This window comes from Knoellia sp. Soil729, assembly GCF_001427985.1.
Classification (GTDB): Bacteria; Actinomycetota; Actinomycetes; order Actinomycetales; family Dermatophilaceae; genus Knoellia.
The window spans coordinates 1283337-1300106 of the sequence record NZ_LMSA01000002.1; the positions used below are offsets into that span (position 1 = coordinate 1283337).

A 16770-nucleotide genomic window follows, 5' to 3' on the forward strand; every position below is an offset into this window, starting at 1 on the left:
CGAAAGTTGTCCATGAGCAAGTCACCCCGCTCGCGCGCCGAGGCCCGCAACCGCAACGAGGGCTCACCTCGCAGCCAGCGCCCGGGTTCGCGCCGGTCGTGGCCACGCCGGATCCTCTACACGCTGATCGCGCTGTTCCTCCTCGGGGTGGCCGGGCTGGGCGTCGCCTACGCGATGACGGACGTGCCCAAGCCCAACGACCTCGCGGTGGCGCAGACCAACATCATCTACTTCTCCGATGGCAAGTCCGAGATCGGGCGCATCTCCGAGCAGAACCGCGAGAACGTCAAGCTCAAGCAGATCCCGCTGCCGGTCCAGCACGCGATGCTCGCGGCCGAGGACCACAACTTCTACGAGAACAAGGGCATCTCACCGACCGGCATCGCGCGAGCCGTCTGGGTCGCGATCAAGGGCGGTGAGGCGACGCAGGGCGGGTCGACGATCACCCAGCAGTACGTCAAGAACTACTTCCTCACCCAGGACCGCACGCTGTCGCGCAAGGCCCGCGAGATCCTCATCTCGATCAAGATCGACGGGCAGCAGTCCAAGGACCAGATCCTCGAGAACTACTTCAACACCATCTACTACGGCCGCGGCGCCTACGGCATCCAGACCGCGTCCAAGGCCTACTTCGGCAAGGACGTCTCCAAGCTCACCCCCGCCGAGGGCGCCTTCCTCGCGGCGGCGATCCGTGGTCCCTCCTTCTACGACCCCCGCCTCGGTCCGGAGCAGAAGAAGAACGCGCAGAAGCGCTCCGGCTACATCCTCGACGCCATGGTGCGCGAGGGCTGGCTGACGCCGGAGCAGCGCGCCAAGGCGACGTTCCCGACGGACAAGGAGTTCGTCGACTACAAGCCGCCGTCGTCGACGGGGACCAACGGCTACCTCATGGAGCTCGTCAAGAGCGAGCTGGCCAAGAAGGTGAAGCTGTCAGAGGCCGATATCTCCCGGGGTGGGCTGCGCGTCGTCACGACGTTCGACAAGAAGAAGCAGCAGGCGGCGGTCGACGCCGTCAAGGAGCGCATCCCCGAGGACGCCAAGGGGCTGCACGTGGGCATCGCCTCGATCAAGCCCGGCGACGGCGCCGTCGAGGCGCTCTACGGCGGAGCCGACTACGCCAAGAACCAGTTCAACACCGCCACGGACGCGACGATGCAGGCCGGGTCCACGTTCAAGGTCTTCGCGCTCATCGCCGCCCTGGAGAGCGGTGACCTGAGCATCCGCCAGTCCTTCGACGGGTCGAGCCCGCAGTACTTCGAGGAGTTCGCGAACCCCGGGGGCAAGACCGACTTCAACCGCCGCGGTGGGGTGCGCAACTTCAACAACCGCGACTGGGGGCGCATCACCGTCCCGACGGCCACGGCGAACTCGGTCAACACCGTCTTCGCGCAGCTCAACATCATCGCCGGGCCCAAGAAGACCGCGGCCGCGGCGACGACCGCCGGCGTCACGGCCAAGCTCAGCCCCAACTACGCCAACGTCCTGGGCACGGACAACGTCAAGGTCATCGACATGGCCAACGCCTACGCCACCCTTGCGGCCAAGGGGGTCAAGGCCACCCCCTACTACGTCACGTCGGTGAAGTCCTCCGACGAGTCCTTCGACTACAAGGCCAAGCCGGTGAAGAAGCGGGTCTTCGACGAGAAGCTCGTCTCCGACGTCGTCTACTGCATGCAGCAGGTCATCGAGCGCGGCAGTGGCGAGTACGCCGGCAACCGGCTCGACCGCGAGGCCGCCGGCAAGACCGGGACCTCGAGCGACAACCTCTCCGCCTGGTTCGACGGCTTCACGCCCCAGCTCGCCACCGCGGTGGGCATGTACAAGGGCGACGGCTCGGTCAAGCCGGAGAACGAGATGAACGACGTCCCCGGGTGGGGCGCCATTACCGGTGGCACCATCCCGGTGCGCATCTGGAGCGACTACATGGTCGCGGCCACCGAGGGCATGGACAAGGTCACGTTCCCGCAGCCCGCCTACATCAACGAGGACGCAGCGCCTCGGCCGACGACGCAGGCACCGCAGCCCACGACGCAGGCACCCCAGCCCACCACCCAGGCACCCCAGCCCACGACCCAGGCGCCGACGCCGACGCCGACCCCCACCCCGACGCCCAGCAAGACCGCGACGCCGACGCCCACGCTGACGGTGCCGACGCCAACGCCGACACCCACGCCCACGCCGACCAAGACCAAGGGGCCCAAGCCTCCGCCGGTCCCCCTGCCGACCTCCTCACCGCAGCCCAGTGGGAAGACCGGCTGAGCCGGGAAGCGCGGCCGGGACCACCACGAGGCGGGACCGGCCGCGCTCGGCCGACGCGGGCCTCGCCCCGGTCGCGCTCCTCGCCGCGCTGCCGGTCCTCGTCTCGCTCTGGAAGCAGGGCCCCTGCCTCGACCACGGGTGGGGCGGCAGTGAGCCGTTCTGGCGGTACTGCTACTCCGACCTCGCCGTCGGGGTCCAGACCGCGGGAGCAGGGCGCGGGCTCACGGCCTACGTCTCGGGCGAGGTGCCGCTGGACCAGCCACCACTCACGGGGGCGTTCGTCTCGCTCGTCGCCGGGCTCGGGCCCGGCGGCAGCGACCTCGCCACGCAGCGCTGGGTTCTCGCCGTGTGGGCGGTGCTGGCGCTCGCCGCCCTCGTGCTCATGGCCTGGTGGGTTCGCACGATGCCCGAGCACCGAGGAGCTGACCCGTGGCAGGTCGCCCTGGCCCCCGTGGCCGCCCTCACCCTGCTCCTGTCCCCGGACCTGCTCGGCGTGGTGCTGGCGACGGGTGGACTGTGGGCTTGGGGCCGACGGCACCCCGCGCTGGCCGGCGCCCTGCTCGGGGCCGGGGCCATGGCGCGCACCTACCCGGCGCTGCTCCTCGTCGTCATCGCCGGGCATGCCTGGCGGACCGGGCGTGAGCGTGAGCTGGTTCCCCTCGCCGGTGCCTGCGTCGCGGTCCTCGTCCTCGTCGCGGCTCCGTTGCTCGCGCTCTCCCCGAGCACGCTGACCCAGTCGTGGTCGTCCTGGCTCGACGCTCCCGCCGGTCTGGGGTCGGTCTGGTACCTGCCCACCTTGGCCGGGAGCCAGTGGCCCTCGGCCGTGCTCACCGTGGTGGCGGTCCTCGGCATCACGCTGGCCCTGGTCCTGGCGGGGCTGCGCGTGCTGGGTGCGCCGTCGACACCCCGGCTGGGCGCGGTGGCGCTGCTCGCAGTCACGGTGGTGCTCGTCACTGGCAAGTCCTTCCCGGTCCAGGCATCCCTGTGGCTGGTCCCCCTCGTCGCCCTGGCCGGCCTGACGTGGCGCGACCACCTCGTCTGGGCCCTGGCGGAAGGCGTGCACTTCGTGGCGGTCTGGCTCTACCTGGGCGGCCTGCAGAACCCGGACAAGTCGCTGCCTCCGGGCTGGTACTCCCTCGCGCTGCTGCTGCGGGTGGCGGCCGTGGCCTTCCTCGCCGTGCGCGCCTGGCAGACCGCCTCAACTTTCCCACGCAGACCGTGGGACCCGCCGCCTGAAGTGGATTCCTCTCACCTCCGTGGGGATCCGCCGTCACGCGAGGTGAGAGCTCCCGCTCCGAAGTCGCCGGCTGCGCCGACGATTTAGCGGGTATGCCGTGCAGCCGGTACCCTTGCCGGGTTGCCTGTGCCCTGTGGACAACTCCACAGCGGTGTCGGCGGCATTGCATACCCTCCTGTCACGGAGAGACCGTGACCGTTCAGACCGAAGGAGGCGGGTTAACGCATGCGTCAGTACGAACTCATGGTCATCCTCGACCCGGAACTTGACGACCGCACGGTGCAGCCGTCGCTCGACAAGTTCCTCACCGTCATCACCAAGGACGGGGGCACCGTCGACAACATCGACGTCTGGGGCCGCCGTCGCCTGGCCTACGAGATCAAGAAGAAGGCCGAGGGCATCTACGCCGTCGTCAACTTCACCTCGGAGCCGGCCACCGCCAAGGAGCTGGACCGTCAGCTCGGGCTCAACGAGTCGATCATGCGGACCAAGCTCCTGCGCCCCGGCGCCTGAGCCTCCTCACGACTCAACCTCGGCTCGACCCAGCGACTCGTCGCTCACCGCACCATCCAGCCACCCAGCACCACGGCATACACATCCGTCGCATCTGCACCCAGACCAAAGGGGATCTGATCCATGGCAGGCGAGACCGTCATCACGATCGTCGGGAACCTCACCGGTGACCCCGAGCTGCGCTTCACTCCATCCGGAGCTGCTGTCGCGAACTTCACCGTGGCCTCCACGCCGCGCACGTTCGACCGCCAGAGCAACGAGTGGAAGGACGGCGAGACGCTGTTCATGCGTTGCTCGGTCTGGCGCGATGCTGCGGAGAACGTCGCCGAGTCCCTCCAGCGGGGCACGCGCGTCATCGTCACCGGCCGTCTGAAGTCTCGTTCCTACGAGACCAAGGAAGGCGAGAAGCGCACGGTCGTTGAGATGGACGTCGACGAGGTCGGCCCCTCGATGAAGTACGCCACGGCCAAGGTCAACAAGACCTCCCGCGGCGGAGGTGGCGGCGGTTTCGGTGGCGGCGAGGGTGGCTCTGGCGGCGGACAGGACCCGTGGGCCACCGGTGGCTCTGCACCTCAGGGTGGAGCGCCTGCAGGTGGCCAGGGTCAGGTCCAGGGCGGTTGGGGTGCACCCGGTGCCGGGCAGTCCGCGCCGCAGGGTCAGCCCGGTCAGCAGGGCGGCGCTCAGGGTGGGTGGGGCAACGCTCCCTCCTACGACGAGCCCCCGTTCTGACTTGGCCAACAACACTGAAGATTCACACCATCCCTGGGCGACCAGGGCTCATCCGCTGAAGAACTCAGCAGAAGGAGAGCACCACGATGGCTAAGCCAGTTGTGCGCAAGCCCAAGAAGAAGGCCAACCCGCTCAAGGCGGCGAAGGTCGAGAACATCGACTACAAGGACACCGCGCTGCTGCGCAAGTTCATCTCCGACCGCGGCAAGATCCGCGCTCGTCGGGTGACCGGCGTGTCCGTCCAGGAGCAGCGTCTGATCGCCAACGCGGTCAAGAACGCCCGTGAGATGGCGCTCCTTCCCTACTCCAGCTCGTCCCGCTGACGCGCGACTCACAGCACCAGAAGGAGAGCTGAACAATGAAGGTGATTCTCACGCACGAGGTCTCCAGCCTCGGCACCGCCGGTGACGTCGTCGACGTCAAGGACGGCTACGCCCGCAACTTCCTCTTCCGCCGCGGCCTCGCGACGCAGTGGACCAAGGGCGGCCAGAAGCAGGTCGACTCCATCGCCAAGGGCCGTGAGGTCCGCGCGGTCGCGTCGCTCGAGGAGGCCCAGTCGATCAAGGGCAACCTCGAGTCCAAGCCCGTGACCGTCCCCGCGCACGCCGGCAAGGAGGGACGCCTCTTCGGTGCCGTCTCCTCCGCCGACATCGCGGCGGCCGTCAAGGACGCGGTGGGCGCCGACCTCGACAAGCGCAAGATCGAGGTCCCGACCCCGATCAAGACCACGGGTGCCCACGAGGCCCTCATCCGTCTGCACCCCGAGGTGCAGGCCAAGGTCACGCTCAACGTCGTCGCTGGCTGACCAGCCCCGCACGAGCAGCGCCCGGTTCCCCGCAAGGGACCCGGGCGCTGTTGCGTCCCCGCCGCCCCCCACCCCACCTCACCCGTCCCAACTTTTGCTCCCCGTGCGGGAACCTGTGGGGTCCGGAGGGTTCGTTTCCCTCCTGACGCTGACCTTCCCTCCGCAAGGGTGCCGTATGCCGGTCGCCCCCGTTCCCGTTGACGGCTCGGCTCACGCCGGCCCGCCCACGCCGGCCCGGCCCTGCGCGCCTGCGCTGGTGTCAGAGCGCTCGTCTAGGTTGGCGCCCATGGCAGCGAAGGCGACGCGACCGGCATACCGGTGCACCGAGTGCGGCTGGACGACGGCCAAGTGGGTCGGGCGCTGCGGTGAGTGCCAGGCGTGGGGGTCGGTGACCGAGGTCGGTGCCGTCTCCGCGCGCACGACTGCGGCCAAGACGGTGGAGCGCCCTGCCGTGCCCATCGGCGAGGTCGACGTGAGCCGCGCCGAAGCCAGGGGCACGGGTGTGCCCGAGTTCGACCGGGTGCTCGGCGGTGGGCTGGTGCCCGGTGCCGTCGTGCTCGTCGCGGGTGAGCCCGGCATCGGCAAGTCGACCCTGCTGCTCGACGTGGCCGGGCGCGCCGCCCGTGGTGGGGAGCCGGGGGAGGAGCGACGGGTCCTCTACGTCAGCGGTGAGGAGTCGGCCGCACAGGTGCGCAGCCGCGCCGAGCGCATCGAGGCGATGGCCCGCACGCTGTTCCTGGCCTCCGAGACCGACCTCGCCACCGTTCTCGGCCAGATCGACCAGGTCGAGCCGGAGCTCGTCATCATCGACTCGGTCCAGACCATCAGCAGTGCCGAGATCGAGGGCTCCGCCGGCAACGTCTCGCAGGTGCGTGAGGTCGCGGCGAGCATCATCGCCACCGCCAAGTCCCGCGGCATCGCCTGCCTGCTCGTCGGGCACGTCACCAAGGACGGCTCCATCGCCGGCCCGCGGGTGCTCGAGCACCTCGTCGACGTGGTCATCCAGTTCGAGGGAGACCGGCACAGCCGGCTGCGGCTGGTGCGAGCGGTCAAGAACCGCTACGGCCCGACCGACGAGGTCGGCTGCTTCGACCTGTCCGACATCGGCATCACTGGCCTCGCCGACCCCAGCGGGCTGTTCCTGTCCAACCGCACCGCCGCCGTCGCCGGCACCTGCGTGACGGTGACGCTCGAGGGCCGGCGGCCGCTGGTCACCGAGGTGCAGGCACTCGTGGACCAGACCGAGATGCCCAACCCGAGACGGGCCACAAGTGGGCTCGACTCCTCGCGCGTCGGCATGATCCTCGCCGTGCTGGGGACCCGGGCCAAGGCGCCGATCGGTCGCAAGGACGTGTTCGTCTCCACCGTCGGCGGGGTGCGCATCACCGAGCCCGCTGCTGACCTCGCGCTGACCCTCGCGCTGGCGAGTGCCATCACCGACCAGCCGCTGCCCGTGGGCACGGTCGCCTTCGGTGAGGTGGGCCTGGCGGGCGAGCTGCGTCCCGTGACCGGTGCCCATCGCCGCCTCGCCGAGGCGTCGCGGCTGGGGTTCACCACGGCGATCGTCCCGCCCGGTGTCCTGGGCGGCGGTCCGGTGCCCGACGGGCTGCGGGTGCTCGAGGTGGACACCGTGCTGCAGGCGGTGACCTTGGCGAGCTCACCGGCCCACGCCCGCTGACGCGCCCCCGGCTGCTGCACAAACCGGTTCGTGAACCGTCGTGCTGCTCGCCAACCCGTTCGATCCGGCCCACGAGTGCGCGCGTGGTTCGCGAACCGGTTCGTGCGGCCCGGCTGCCGGGCTGGCGGACCGGCCCCAAGAATGCCCCGGACACGATCCGGTCACCGCGACCGGACGGCATACCGGCGCCGTTAGACTCGCCGAAGCACAGGGCGTCACGCTGTGCGCCCAGAGCGATGAGACACGAAGGGGGACGCACATGGCCACGCCGCTGGCTGAGGACGAGCTGATGCGCACGACGCTCGCCGCCGTCGCGCCCGGAACCGACCTGCGTGACGGGCTCGAGCGCATCCTTCGCGGCCGCACCGGCGCCCTCATCGTCTTCGGCATGGACCGCGTCGTCGACGAGATCTCGACCGGCGGCTTCCCGCTCGACATCGAGTTCTCCGCGACCCGTCTGCGTGAGCTCGCCAAGATGGACGGCGCCATCGTGTGCGACCGCGACGGCACCCGCATCCTGCGCGCCGCGACCCAGCTCGTGCCCGACTCCAAGATCGAGACCAGCGAGTCCGGCACCCGCCACCGCACCGCCGAGCGCGTGGCCAAGCAGACCGGCTTCCCCGTCGTCTCGGTGAGCCAGTCCATGCGCATCGTCGCGCTCTATGTCGGCGGCAGCCGCTTCGTCCTCGAGGACTCCAGCGCCATCCTGTCGCGCGCCAACCAGGCCCTGCAGACGCTCGAGCGCTACAAACAGCGGCTCGACGAGGTCACCGGCACCCTGTCCGCGCTCGAGATCGAGGACCTCGTCACCGTGCGCGACGTCGCCAACGTCCTGCAGCGCCTCGAGATGGTGCGGCGGATCAAGGACGAGATCGGCGACTACGTCCTCCAGCTCGGCACCGACGGTCGGCTGCTCAGCCTGCAGCTCGAGGAGCTCACCGGCGGCCTGTCCGACGACCTCGGCCTCGTCATCCGCGACTACCTCCACGAGTCGCGTGGCGACTACACCCTCGAGGAGTCCATCGCCAACCTCACCGGCATCGACGCCACCGAGCTGCTCGACCCGGCCGCCGGCGCCAAGGCCCTCGGCTTCACGGTCGTCGGCGATGCGCTCGACTCGTCGGTCAGCCCGCTGGGCTACCGCATGCTCAGCAAGGTGCCTCGGTTGCCGGGGGCGATCGTCGACCGGCTCGTCGAGCACTTCGGCAGCCTCCAGAAGCTCCTCGCCGCCGGTGTCGACGACCTCATGGGGGTCGAGGGTGTCGGCGAGGGCCGTGCCCGCCTCGTGCGTGAAGGGCTGTCGCGACTCGCGGAGAGCAGCATCCTCGAGCGTTACGTCTGACCCGGGCTGCTTCCGTGGTGAGCTCACTGCCGTCCGCCGTCGACGTGCGCTCCCTGCACCAGGACGTCTTCGACTGGTATGCCGTGCATGCCCGTCCCCTGCCGTGGCGCGACCCGTCGTGCTCACCGTGGGGGGTGCTGCTGTCCGAGGTGATGTCACAGCAGACGCCGCTGGCCAGGGTCGAGCCCGCGTGGCATGAGTGGATGGCGCGCTGGCCGACCCCCGCCGACCTGGCAGCCGAGTCGCCCGGGGAGGTCGTCCGGGCCTGGGGCCGACTGGGCTACCCGCGCCGGGCGCTGCGGCTGCGCGAGGCTGCTACCGCGATCGTCGAGCGCCATGACGGGCAGGTGCCCCGTGACCAGACGGCCCTGCTGGCGCTGCCCGGCATCGGCGACTACACCGCGGCCGCCGTCGCGGCGTTCGCCTTCGGCGACAGGTCTGTCGTGGTCGACACCAACGTCCGGCGGGTCGAGGCGCGGATCGTGGGCGGCCTGGCGCAGGCTGCACCGTCGCTGACGCGGGCCGAGGTCGACCTCGCGCGCGACCTGCTGCCGGACGTCGACCGCGACGCGGCGGTGTGGAACGTCGCAGTCATGGAGCTCGGGGCACTCGTCTGCACCGCGCGGGCCCCCCGGTGTGAAGTCTGTCCCGTCCGCGCGCGGTGCGCCTGGCTGGGAGCTGGGCGGCCGGCATACGAGGGCCCGGCCCGCCGGGGGCAGAAGTGGCACGGCACCGACCGGCAGGTGCGCGGCATCATCGTCCAGGCGCTGCGCGAGGTGCGCACATCATTGTCCCGCACAGAGCTCGCCCCCGGACAGGACGAGGCGCAGGTCGACCGCTGCCTCGCTGGGCTCATCGAGGACGGTCTGGTCGAGCCGCTGGGCGCGGACCGATTCGCCCTCCCCGGCCACGAGGAGGCGGCGTCGTGACCGCCAGCAACGAGCCCACCGAGCCGATCGAGTACGGCGACCGCACCTCGCCCACCGAACCCCTCGAGTCACCGAGCCGCGAAGGCGGGCGCCGGACGCCGCCGGACCCCTACGGCGTGCGGGCAGGGACGACCAAGGCGTTCCGGGTCATCGGACGGGGAACCATGGGCGGTGTGAGGCTGGCCGGCCGGGGCGGCCGCGCCGGCACCCAGAAGGCTCGGGCCTATGCCCAGTCCGCCGGCGCCGGTGAGAGCGGGCTGGCCCGGCTCGTCGAGCTGCACTTCGTCAACGTCTGCGGTGACGCGGCCCTGACGGTCAGCCTGGCCGGAACCATCTTCGCCATCCCCACCGACGAGGCCCGTGCGCAGGTGGCGCAGTTCCTGCTCCTCACCATGGCACCGTTCGCGCTGCTCGCGCCGTTCATCGGGCCGCTCCTCGACCGGTTCCGGCACGGCCGGCGCTGGGCGATCGGCACCACCTTGGCCCTGCGCGCCTTCCTCTGCTGGGTGCTGGCCGGGGCGGTCGCGACCAGCTCGGTGTGGCTCTTCCCGGCGGCGCTGGGCTGCCTCGTCGCCACCAAGGCCTACGGGGTCACGAGGTCTGCGGCGATCCCACGCCTGCTGCCACCGGGGTTCACCCTCGTCAGCGCGAACTCGCGCATCGCCCTGGCCGGGGTCGCCGCCATGGCGGTCGGTGGTGGACTGGCCGGCGCAGTGTCACGCATCGGCCCGGACTGGTCGCTGCGGCTGGCGTTCGTGATCTATGTCGTGGGCACGGTGCTCGCCATCCGCCTGCCCGCGCGCGTGGACTCCTCGGTGGGTGAGCTCGACATCGAGGACACCCGGCCCCTCCCGGCCACCTCCGACTACGTGCCCCGGACGGACATGAACGCACGGGCCTCGGCCGGGGTCGCGCGTCCCGACGGGGCACGACGCCGCAACCTGGGGGCGAAGCTGCGCGCCCGCATCCTCGCGCTGCCGGTGACCGTCCGGGCCACCCTCGTCAGCGCCATGGGGGCTCGCCTGCTCACGGGCTTCCTCACCCTGTTCATGGCCTTCCTCATGCGCGAGCACCCGATCCCGGGCTACAGCGGGACGCTGGTCCTGGCTCTCGTCGTGGGCGCCGCCGGCGCCGGCAACGCGCTCGGCACACTGGTCGGCAACGCGGCCCGACGGTTGCGCCCGGACCGGCTCGTCGCGGCCGCGCTCCTCGTCATCGTCGCCGCCTCCCTCGCCACCGCGTTGGCCTACTCGCTCGTGACGCTGCTGGTCCTCGGCCTCTCTGCGGGCCTGTGCGCCCAGGTCATCAAGCTGAGCAGCGACGCCATCATCCAGCGCGATGTCGCCGAGAACGTGCGCACCCAGGTCTTCGCGTGGTCCGAGACGGTGCTGCAGATCGCGTGGGTCCTCGGCGGCGGGCTCGGCATCGCCCTGCCCCTGGTGCCGCAGCTGGGGTTCGGCGTCATCAGCGTCCTGCTCGTGGCCGTCCTCGCGCTCTCGCTCCAGGTCCGCCGGACCTCGCTTCGGCCAGGAACTGCAGCGTTCTGAGGGGAACGGTTGCCGGCTGAACGCTCCGGATCCGTGACCAGCCGGAAAAGGTATGGCGCAGCGAACTCCTCAGAGGACGCGGAGCATCCTCGTGTTGCCCAGGGTGTTGGGCTTGACGCGCTCCAGGTCGAGGAACTCCGCCACACCCTCGTCATAGGAGCGCAGCAGCTCGGCATAGACCGCCGGCGCGACGGCCTGCCCCTCGATCGGCGTGAACCCGTGCCGCGCGAAGAACGCCGTCTCGAACGTCAGGCAGAACAGCCGCTCCACCCCGAGCTCGCGGGCCCGCGCGACGAGACGGTCGAGGATCTGCGTCCCGACCCCCTGCCCGAGCACGTCGTTCGACACGGCCAGCGTGCGGATCTCGGCCAGGTCCTCCCAGAGCACGTGCACGGCACCGCAGCCGACGACCACGCCGTCACGCTCGGCGACCACGAAGTCCGCGACCGACTCGTAGTAGGCCACGGCCTCCTTCTGCAGGAGCACCCGCTGCTCGGCCAGCGGCCCGACCAGGGCCCGCATCGCTCGCACGTCGGCCGTGCGGGCCGGGCGGATCCGTATGCCGTCGGACGGGTCAACAGGGCCAGGTGCGGTGGGCATGCCAGCCAGTATTCCGGCATACGAGCGAACCGGCCGCCCGTGCACGATGCACGGACGGCCGACTGGGCGCCGACACGACGAAGGCGGGGTATGCCGGGAACTCGCGTTCCGGCATACCCCGCCTGTGTCGTCGGGCCGGGTTCCTCGGGCTACTCGCCCGAGGCCACGGCGGGCGGCCCGCCGGCGGTGACCACCGGGACCTCGATGGCGCCGCTGTGCTGGGCGCCCTCGAAGGTGAAGATGGCGTCCTTGCCCTCACCGGTGGCGTCGACCGCGACGATCTCGCCGGCCTTGAGCTCACCGAACAGGATCTTCTCGGACAGCACGTCCTCGATCTCGCGCTGGATGGTGCGACGCAGCGGTCGCGCACCGAGCACGGGGTCGTAGCCACGCTTGGCGAGCAGCGTCTTGGCCGCGGTCGTGAGCTCCATGCCCATGTCCTTGTCCTTGAGGCGCTTGTCGAGCTTGGCGATCTCGAGGTCGACGATCTGGATGATCTCGTCCTGCGAGAGCTGCGGGAAGACGATCGTGTCGTCGACGCGGTTGAGGAACTCGGGACGGAAGTGCTGCTTGAGCTCGTCCGTCACCTTGGCCTTCATCCGGTCGTAGCTGCTCTGCGTGTCAGGACCGGCGGAGAACCCGAGGGCACCCTTGGAGATGTCACGCGTGCCAAGGTTGGTCGTCATGATGATGACCGTGTTCTTGAAGTCGACGACGCGACCCTGGGAGTCGGTGAGGCGGCCGTCCTCGAGCACCTGCAACAGGGAGTTGAAGATCTCCGGGTGGGCCTTCTCGACCTCGTCGAAGAGCACGACGGAGAACGGCTTGCGGCGGACCTTCTCGGTGAGCTGGCCGCCCTCCTCGTAGCCGACGTAGCCGGGAGGCGAGCCGAAGAGCCGCGAGACGGTGTGCTTCTCGCTGAACTCCGACATGTCGAGCTGGATGAGGCTGTCCTCGTCGCCGAAGAGGAACTCGGCAAGGGTCTTGGCGAGCTCGGTCTTGCCGACACCCGTGGGCCCGGCGAAGATGAACGACCCACCCGGGCGGCGGGGGTCCTTGAGCCCGGCGCGGGTGCGACGGATGGCCTGCGAGAGAGCCTTGATGGCGTCGTCCATGCCGACGACCCGCTTGTGCAGCTCGTCCTCCATGTTGAGCAGCCGGCTCGACTCCTCCTCGGTGAGCTTGAAGACGGGGATGCCGGTGGCCGCGGCGAGCACCTCGGCGATCAGCTCCTCGTCGACCTCGGCGACGACGTCGAGGTCGCCGCTCTTCCACTCGGTCTCACGCTGGGTCTTCTCGTTGCGCAGGTTCTTCTCGTCGTCCCGCAGTCGCGCGGCCTTCTCGAAGTCCTGCCCGTCGATCGCCGACTCCTTCTCGCGCACGACGGCCGAGATCTTCTCGTCGAACTCGCGCAGGTCCGGCGGTGCGGTCATGCGGCGGATGCGCAACCGGGCGCCGGCCTCGTCGATGAGGTCGATGGCCTTGTCGGGGAGGAAGCGGTCGTTGATGTAGCGGTCGGCCATGTTGGCGGCGGCCACGAGCGCGGCGTCCGTGATCGAGACGCGGTGGTGCGCCTCGTAGCGGTCGCGCAGACCCTTGAGGATCTCGATCGTGTGGGCGAGGTTGGGCTCGGCCACCTGGATCGGCTGGAAGCGGCGCTCGAGGGCGGCGTCCTTCTCGATGTGCTTGCGGTACTCGTCGAGGGTCGTCGCGCCGACGACCTGGAGCTCGCCACGGGCCAGCATCGGCTTGAGGATGCTCGCCGCGTCGATGGCGCCCTCGGCCGCACCGGCACCGACGAGGGTGTGGATCTCGTCGATGAACAGCACGATGTCGCCGCGGGTGCGGATCTCCTTGAGGACCTTCTTGAGGCGCTCCTCGAAGTCACCGCGGTAGCGGCTGCCGGCCACGAGCGCGCCGAGGTCGAGCGTGTAGAGCTGCTTGTCCTTGAGCGTCTCGGGCACGTCGCCGCGCACGATGTCCTGGGCGAGGCCCTCGACGACGGCGGTCTTGCCTACGCCGGGCTCACCGATGAGGACAGGGTTGTTCTTGGTGCGTCGGGACAGCACCTGCATGACCCGCTCGATCTCCTTCTCACGCCCGATGACCGGGTCGAGCTTGCCCTCGCGGGCAGCCACGGTGAGGTTGCGACCGAACTGGTCGAGGACGAGCGAGCCGGCGGGGGTGCCCTCGGCGGGGCCACCCTGACCGACTCCGGCCGTGGCGCCCTCCTTGCCACCCTGGTAGCCCGAGATGAGCTGGATGACCTGCTGGCGGACCCGACCGAGGTCGGCGCCGAGCTTGACGAGGACCTGGGCGGCGACGCCCTCGCCCTCGCGGATGAGGCCGAGCAGGATGTGCTCGGTGCCGATGTAGTTGTGGCCGAGCTGCAGCGCCTCGCGCAGCGACAGCTCGAGAACCTTCTTGGCGCGCGGCGTGAACGGGATGTGACCGGTCGGAGCCTGCTGGCCCTGCCCGATGATCTCCTGGACCTGCTCGCGGACGGCGTCGAGAGAGATCCCCAGGCTCTCGAGGGCCTTGCTCGCGACTCCCTCACCCTCGTGGATGAGCCCGAGCAGGATGTGCTCGGTGCCGATGTAGTTGTGGTTGAGCAGTCGTGCCTCTTCTTGGGCGAGGACGACCACTCGGCGGGCCCGGTCGGTGAACCGTTCGAACATGGTGCTGGCTCCTGACTATCTGCGTCACCTCGATGCTATCCCTGCTGCCTGTATGCCGGGGTCGCCCTTTCACAGGCAACCGCGCCACAGCAGCAGGGTGAGGCGTGTCAAGGCGTCCAACGCGGCATACGGTCGTGGTGTTCCATGGCCTGAGCCGAGCCGACTCATGTTCGCTCTCGGCGGACGTGCCGGGCGCCGTTCACTCACCTGACCTCACCTTTCCCGCCTCAAGTGGGTTTCTCTCACGTCGCTTGACTGCGGCGGTCAAGCGAGGTGAGAGAAACCTGCGGCCGGCCGCACCTCAGTTGGTCCTGGCTGCGCGCCCTGTCTTGAGGATGCGGGTCGTCTCGTGGCCGTCCTTGGTGGCGAGGACCATGACCTGGTCCCCCGTGGCCAGGGTCGAGACCTTGTCCTTGAGCCGCTGGCGGCTGTCGGCGCCGATCGTGTAGGTCGCCGAGAAGCCGTCCGTGCTCTTCACGGTGAGCTTGTCCGTGGTGACCTCGGTGACCTCGCCGCGCTGGAAGAGCACTGCCCTGCTCGCTGACCCGTCACCGGGCAGGACCGCCTCACCGTGGAGGGCTCCACCGAGGCCGGGCAGGTCGCTCGGGCCCTGGCGCTGTTGACCGGGAGGCATCTGCCGCGGACCCCCTTGACCGGGGCCCATGTGCTCCGGCATCTGTCCCTGACCGGAGCCCCCGGCCCGGGCAGCGTGCGCGTGGTCGCCGCCGAGGGTGCGGGCCAGGCCGAACCCGACGAGGGCCACCATGAGCAGTCCCACGAGGCTGAGGAGCGCACCGGCAACGATGACGGCCACGGTGCCCCCGGTGCTCGACAGGGCGTCACCCCACAGCGAGCGCTTCGGCGCGGGCGGGGCTGTGGCCGCCCACTGCTGGGTCGGCGGGTGTGGCTCGGTAGGCGGGGCGGGTGTCTGGGGTGCTTCCGGCTGGTCCGGGGTGTGGCTCATGGCGTCGTCCTTCCACTCCCCTGCAGGATGACCCGCGAACCTGTGACCGCGCCGGGAGCTGGCTCCGAACGTCCGCAGATGTGGTCCATCCAGGCACCACATCCACGGACGCCCGATGTCACCCGTGGCTCGGGTCGCCGCCCACCCGGGACTCGTCGCCGACCTTGACGACGAGCTGCGACCCGTACGGCAGCGACTGGACGAGTCGCTGACGGGCGAGCGCCGGGTGGTCCTCGAGCAGCTTCGCGCCGTTGGCCAGCGAGCGCAGCGCGGCCGTCTCGGCCCGGGCCATCTCCAGCTGGGCCGCCCCACGCTGACGCGCGGTCGCGAGCTCGAGCGTGGCCGACCGGACCTCGGCAGGCAGGATCACGTCCTTGAGGACGACCTCGAGGACCGTGAGCCCCACCGGACGAGCGGCGGCGTCGACGGCCGCCGTGAGGGTTGCAGCGTCGAGGCCGGCGCCACGCTGCGACACCGTCTCGAGCGTCAGCCCGGCTACGGCGTCACGCAGGGCGACCTGGGTCGCGAGGTAGACGAGCCCGAGCGGGTCGGTCGCGCGCTCGAGCCACGCGACCGGGTCCGCTACGGCCCACCGCACCGCCGCCGAGACGCGCACCTGCACGCCGTCGACGGTGAGGATCTCCTGTGGTGAGACCGCGAGCAGCTGCTCGCGCAGGTCCACCTGGACGTGGGCCGACCGGCGGACGCGACGGTGGCGCCCGGGCTCGAGCACCCGAACAGGGGTGCCGTCGACGAACTCGACCGCGGCGGTGTGGGCCGGGACGGTGACATGGATGAACAGCATGGGCAGCCTCCTTCGGGGTGCGCCGGTGGGATGGGGTGGAGCGGTGGACGCGACGGCTGGTGATGGCGCCGGTCGGGCGGACCGACGCGCGGGGCGCCGGGCGTCGTGCTGACCGCCCGGGCCGCAGAGCGCTGCGGTCCGTGTCCCCGACCGGCACCACCTGCCGAAAAGACGGGAGTTGAACCCGAAGCCGTGACAGGGCATGCCAGTGGATCCATCGGCGAGAGGCGATGCGCAGGACCGGTTCGCGGCACGCCGCTCCGACTGCTTCCTCCCGCTCGTCCGTGGTCCAGTGTGCCGATGCCGGTATGCCGTCCGCCACCGAATTACCGCTGGTGCCGAGCGCGTTGGGTGCCGGTGGAACCGCTCCTCGTGCGACTGATTGCCCGTTGGGCCAGTAACTCGTTGCCCTCGCAACTGGCCCAACGGGCAATCAGTCGGGGAGGTGGGCCGGGGCTCAGCCGCGGCGTTGGCAGTTGCCGCACCAGAAGAGGTTGCGCCCTGCCACGACCTGGGTCCGAACCCTCGACCCGCACACGTGGCATGCCTCGCCCTGGCGCTTGTAGACATAGGACTCGCGCGAGGTCAGGCGCACGTCCTCGCCCGCCTCGAGGGCCCGGGACACGGCATCGACCTGGTCGAGACGCATGGTGACCTCATCGAGGACCTGCTCTGACACAGGAC

At 70.3% G+C, this 16770-nt stretch carries 15 protein-coding genes; 10 read left to right on the plus strand and 5 right to left on the minus strand.

Features of this window, described 5'->3' with window-relative positions; genetic code table 11:
• The first annotated feature begins 12 nt into the window (after positions 1-12).
• The 10 genes from ASG74_RS11015 (at position 13) to ASG74_RS11060 (ending at position 11039) form a co-directional block, all read left to right on the plus strand.
• Positions 13-2259 (plus strand): transglycosylase domain-containing protein, encoded by a 2247-nt coding sequence (locus tag ASG74_RS11015; RefSeq protein WP_056142779.1) that lies wholly within the window; start codon positions 13-15, stop codon positions 2257-2259.
• Positions 2243-3583: a hypothetical protein gene (locus tag ASG74_RS11020; protein WP_056142781.1), complete on the plus strand. Its 1341-nt coding sequence runs from the start codon at positions 2243-2245 to the stop codon at positions 3581-3583. The genes ASG74_RS11015 and ASG74_RS11020 overlap by 17 nt, the downstream gene beginning before the upstream one ends.
• Before the next feature lie 138 nt (positions 3584-3721).
• Positions 3722-4009, plus strand: a complete 288-nt coding sequence (gene rpsF / locus ASG74_RS11025) for a 30S ribosomal protein S6 (protein ID WP_056142783.1) — start codon at positions 3722-3724, stop codon at positions 4007-4009.
• 123 nt (positions 4010-4132) lie between these two features.
• Positions 4133-4738, plus strand: coding sequence for a single-stranded DNA-binding protein (locus tag ASG74_RS11030; RefSeq protein WP_056142785.1), 606 nt, complete (start codon positions 4133-4135; stop codon positions 4736-4738).
• Positions 4739-4824: 86 nt separating this feature from the next.
• Positions 4825-5061, plus strand: coding sequence for a 30S ribosomal protein S18 (gene rpsR, locus ASG74_RS11035; RefSeq protein WP_035904052.1), 237 nt, complete (start codon positions 4825-4827; stop codon positions 5059-5061).
• Positions 5062-5096: 35 nt separating this feature from the next.
• Positions 5097-5543, plus strand: a complete 447-nt coding sequence (rplI, locus tag ASG74_RS11040; RefSeq protein ID WP_056142788.1) for a 50S ribosomal protein L9 — start codon at positions 5097-5099, stop codon at positions 5541-5543.
• 286 nt (positions 5544-5829) lie between these two features.
• Positions 5830-7221: a DNA repair protein RadA gene (radA, locus tag ASG74_RS11045; RefSeq protein WP_056142800.1), complete on the plus strand. Its 1392-nt coding sequence runs from the start codon at positions 5830-5832 to the stop codon at positions 7219-7221.
• A 259-nt stretch (positions 7222-7480) separates the two neighbouring features.
• A complete protein-coding gene (gene disA / locus ASG74_RS11050) occupies positions 7481-8563 on the plus strand; it encodes a DNA integrity scanning diadenylate cyclase DisA (RefSeq protein WP_056142806.1) in 1083 nt (360 codons plus the stop codon).
• A gap of 26 nt (positions 8564-8589) precedes the next feature.
• Positions 8590-9492 (plus strand): A/G-specific adenine glycosylase, encoded by a 903-nt coding sequence (locus ASG74_RS11055; protein ID WP_056143535.1) that lies wholly within the window; start codon positions 8590-8592, stop codon positions 9490-9492.
• Positions 9489-11039: an MFS transporter gene (locus ASG74_RS11060; RefSeq protein ID WP_056142809.1), complete on the plus strand. Its 1551-nt coding sequence runs from the start codon at positions 9489-9491 to the stop codon at positions 11037-11039. The genes ASG74_RS11055 and ASG74_RS11060 overlap by 4 nt, the downstream gene beginning before the upstream one ends.
• A gap of 69 nt (positions 11040-11108) precedes the next feature.
• Here the strand turns inward: ASG74_RS11060 and ASG74_RS11065 are convergent, their stop codons facing one another.
• The 5 genes from ASG74_RS11065 to ASG74_RS17885 form a co-directional block, all read right to left on the minus strand.
• Positions 11109-11639: an amino-acid N-acetyltransferase gene (locus tag ASG74_RS11065; RefSeq protein ID WP_056142811.1), complete on the minus strand. Its 531-nt coding sequence runs from the start codon at positions 11637-11639 to the stop codon at positions 11109-11111.
• A gap of 149 nt (positions 11640-11788) precedes the next feature.
• A complete protein-coding gene (locus ASG74_RS11070; RefSeq protein ID WP_056142814.1) occupies positions 11789-14317 on the minus strand; it encodes an ATP-dependent Clp protease ATP-binding subunit in 2529 nt (842 codons plus the stop codon).
• Positions 14318-14618: 301 nt separating this feature from the next.
• Positions 14619-15281: a hypothetical protein gene (locus ASG74_RS11075; RefSeq protein ID WP_056142816.1), complete on the minus strand. Its 663-nt coding sequence runs from the start codon at positions 15279-15281 to the stop codon at positions 14619-14621.
• Between the two features lie 118 nt (positions 15282-15399).
• Positions 15400-16086, minus strand: a complete 687-nt coding sequence (locus ASG74_RS11080; protein WP_056142819.1) for a slipin family protein — start codon at positions 16084-16086, stop codon at positions 15400-15402.
• 457 nt (positions 16087-16543) lie between these two features.
• Positions 16544-16765 carry a zinc finger domain-containing protein gene (locus ASG74_RS17885; RefSeq protein ID WP_056142821.1) on the minus strand — a complete coding sequence of 74 codons (222 nt, stop codon included), beginning with the start codon at positions 16763-16765 and terminating at the stop codon, positions 16544-16546.
• Positions 16766-16770: the final 5 nt, after the last annotated feature.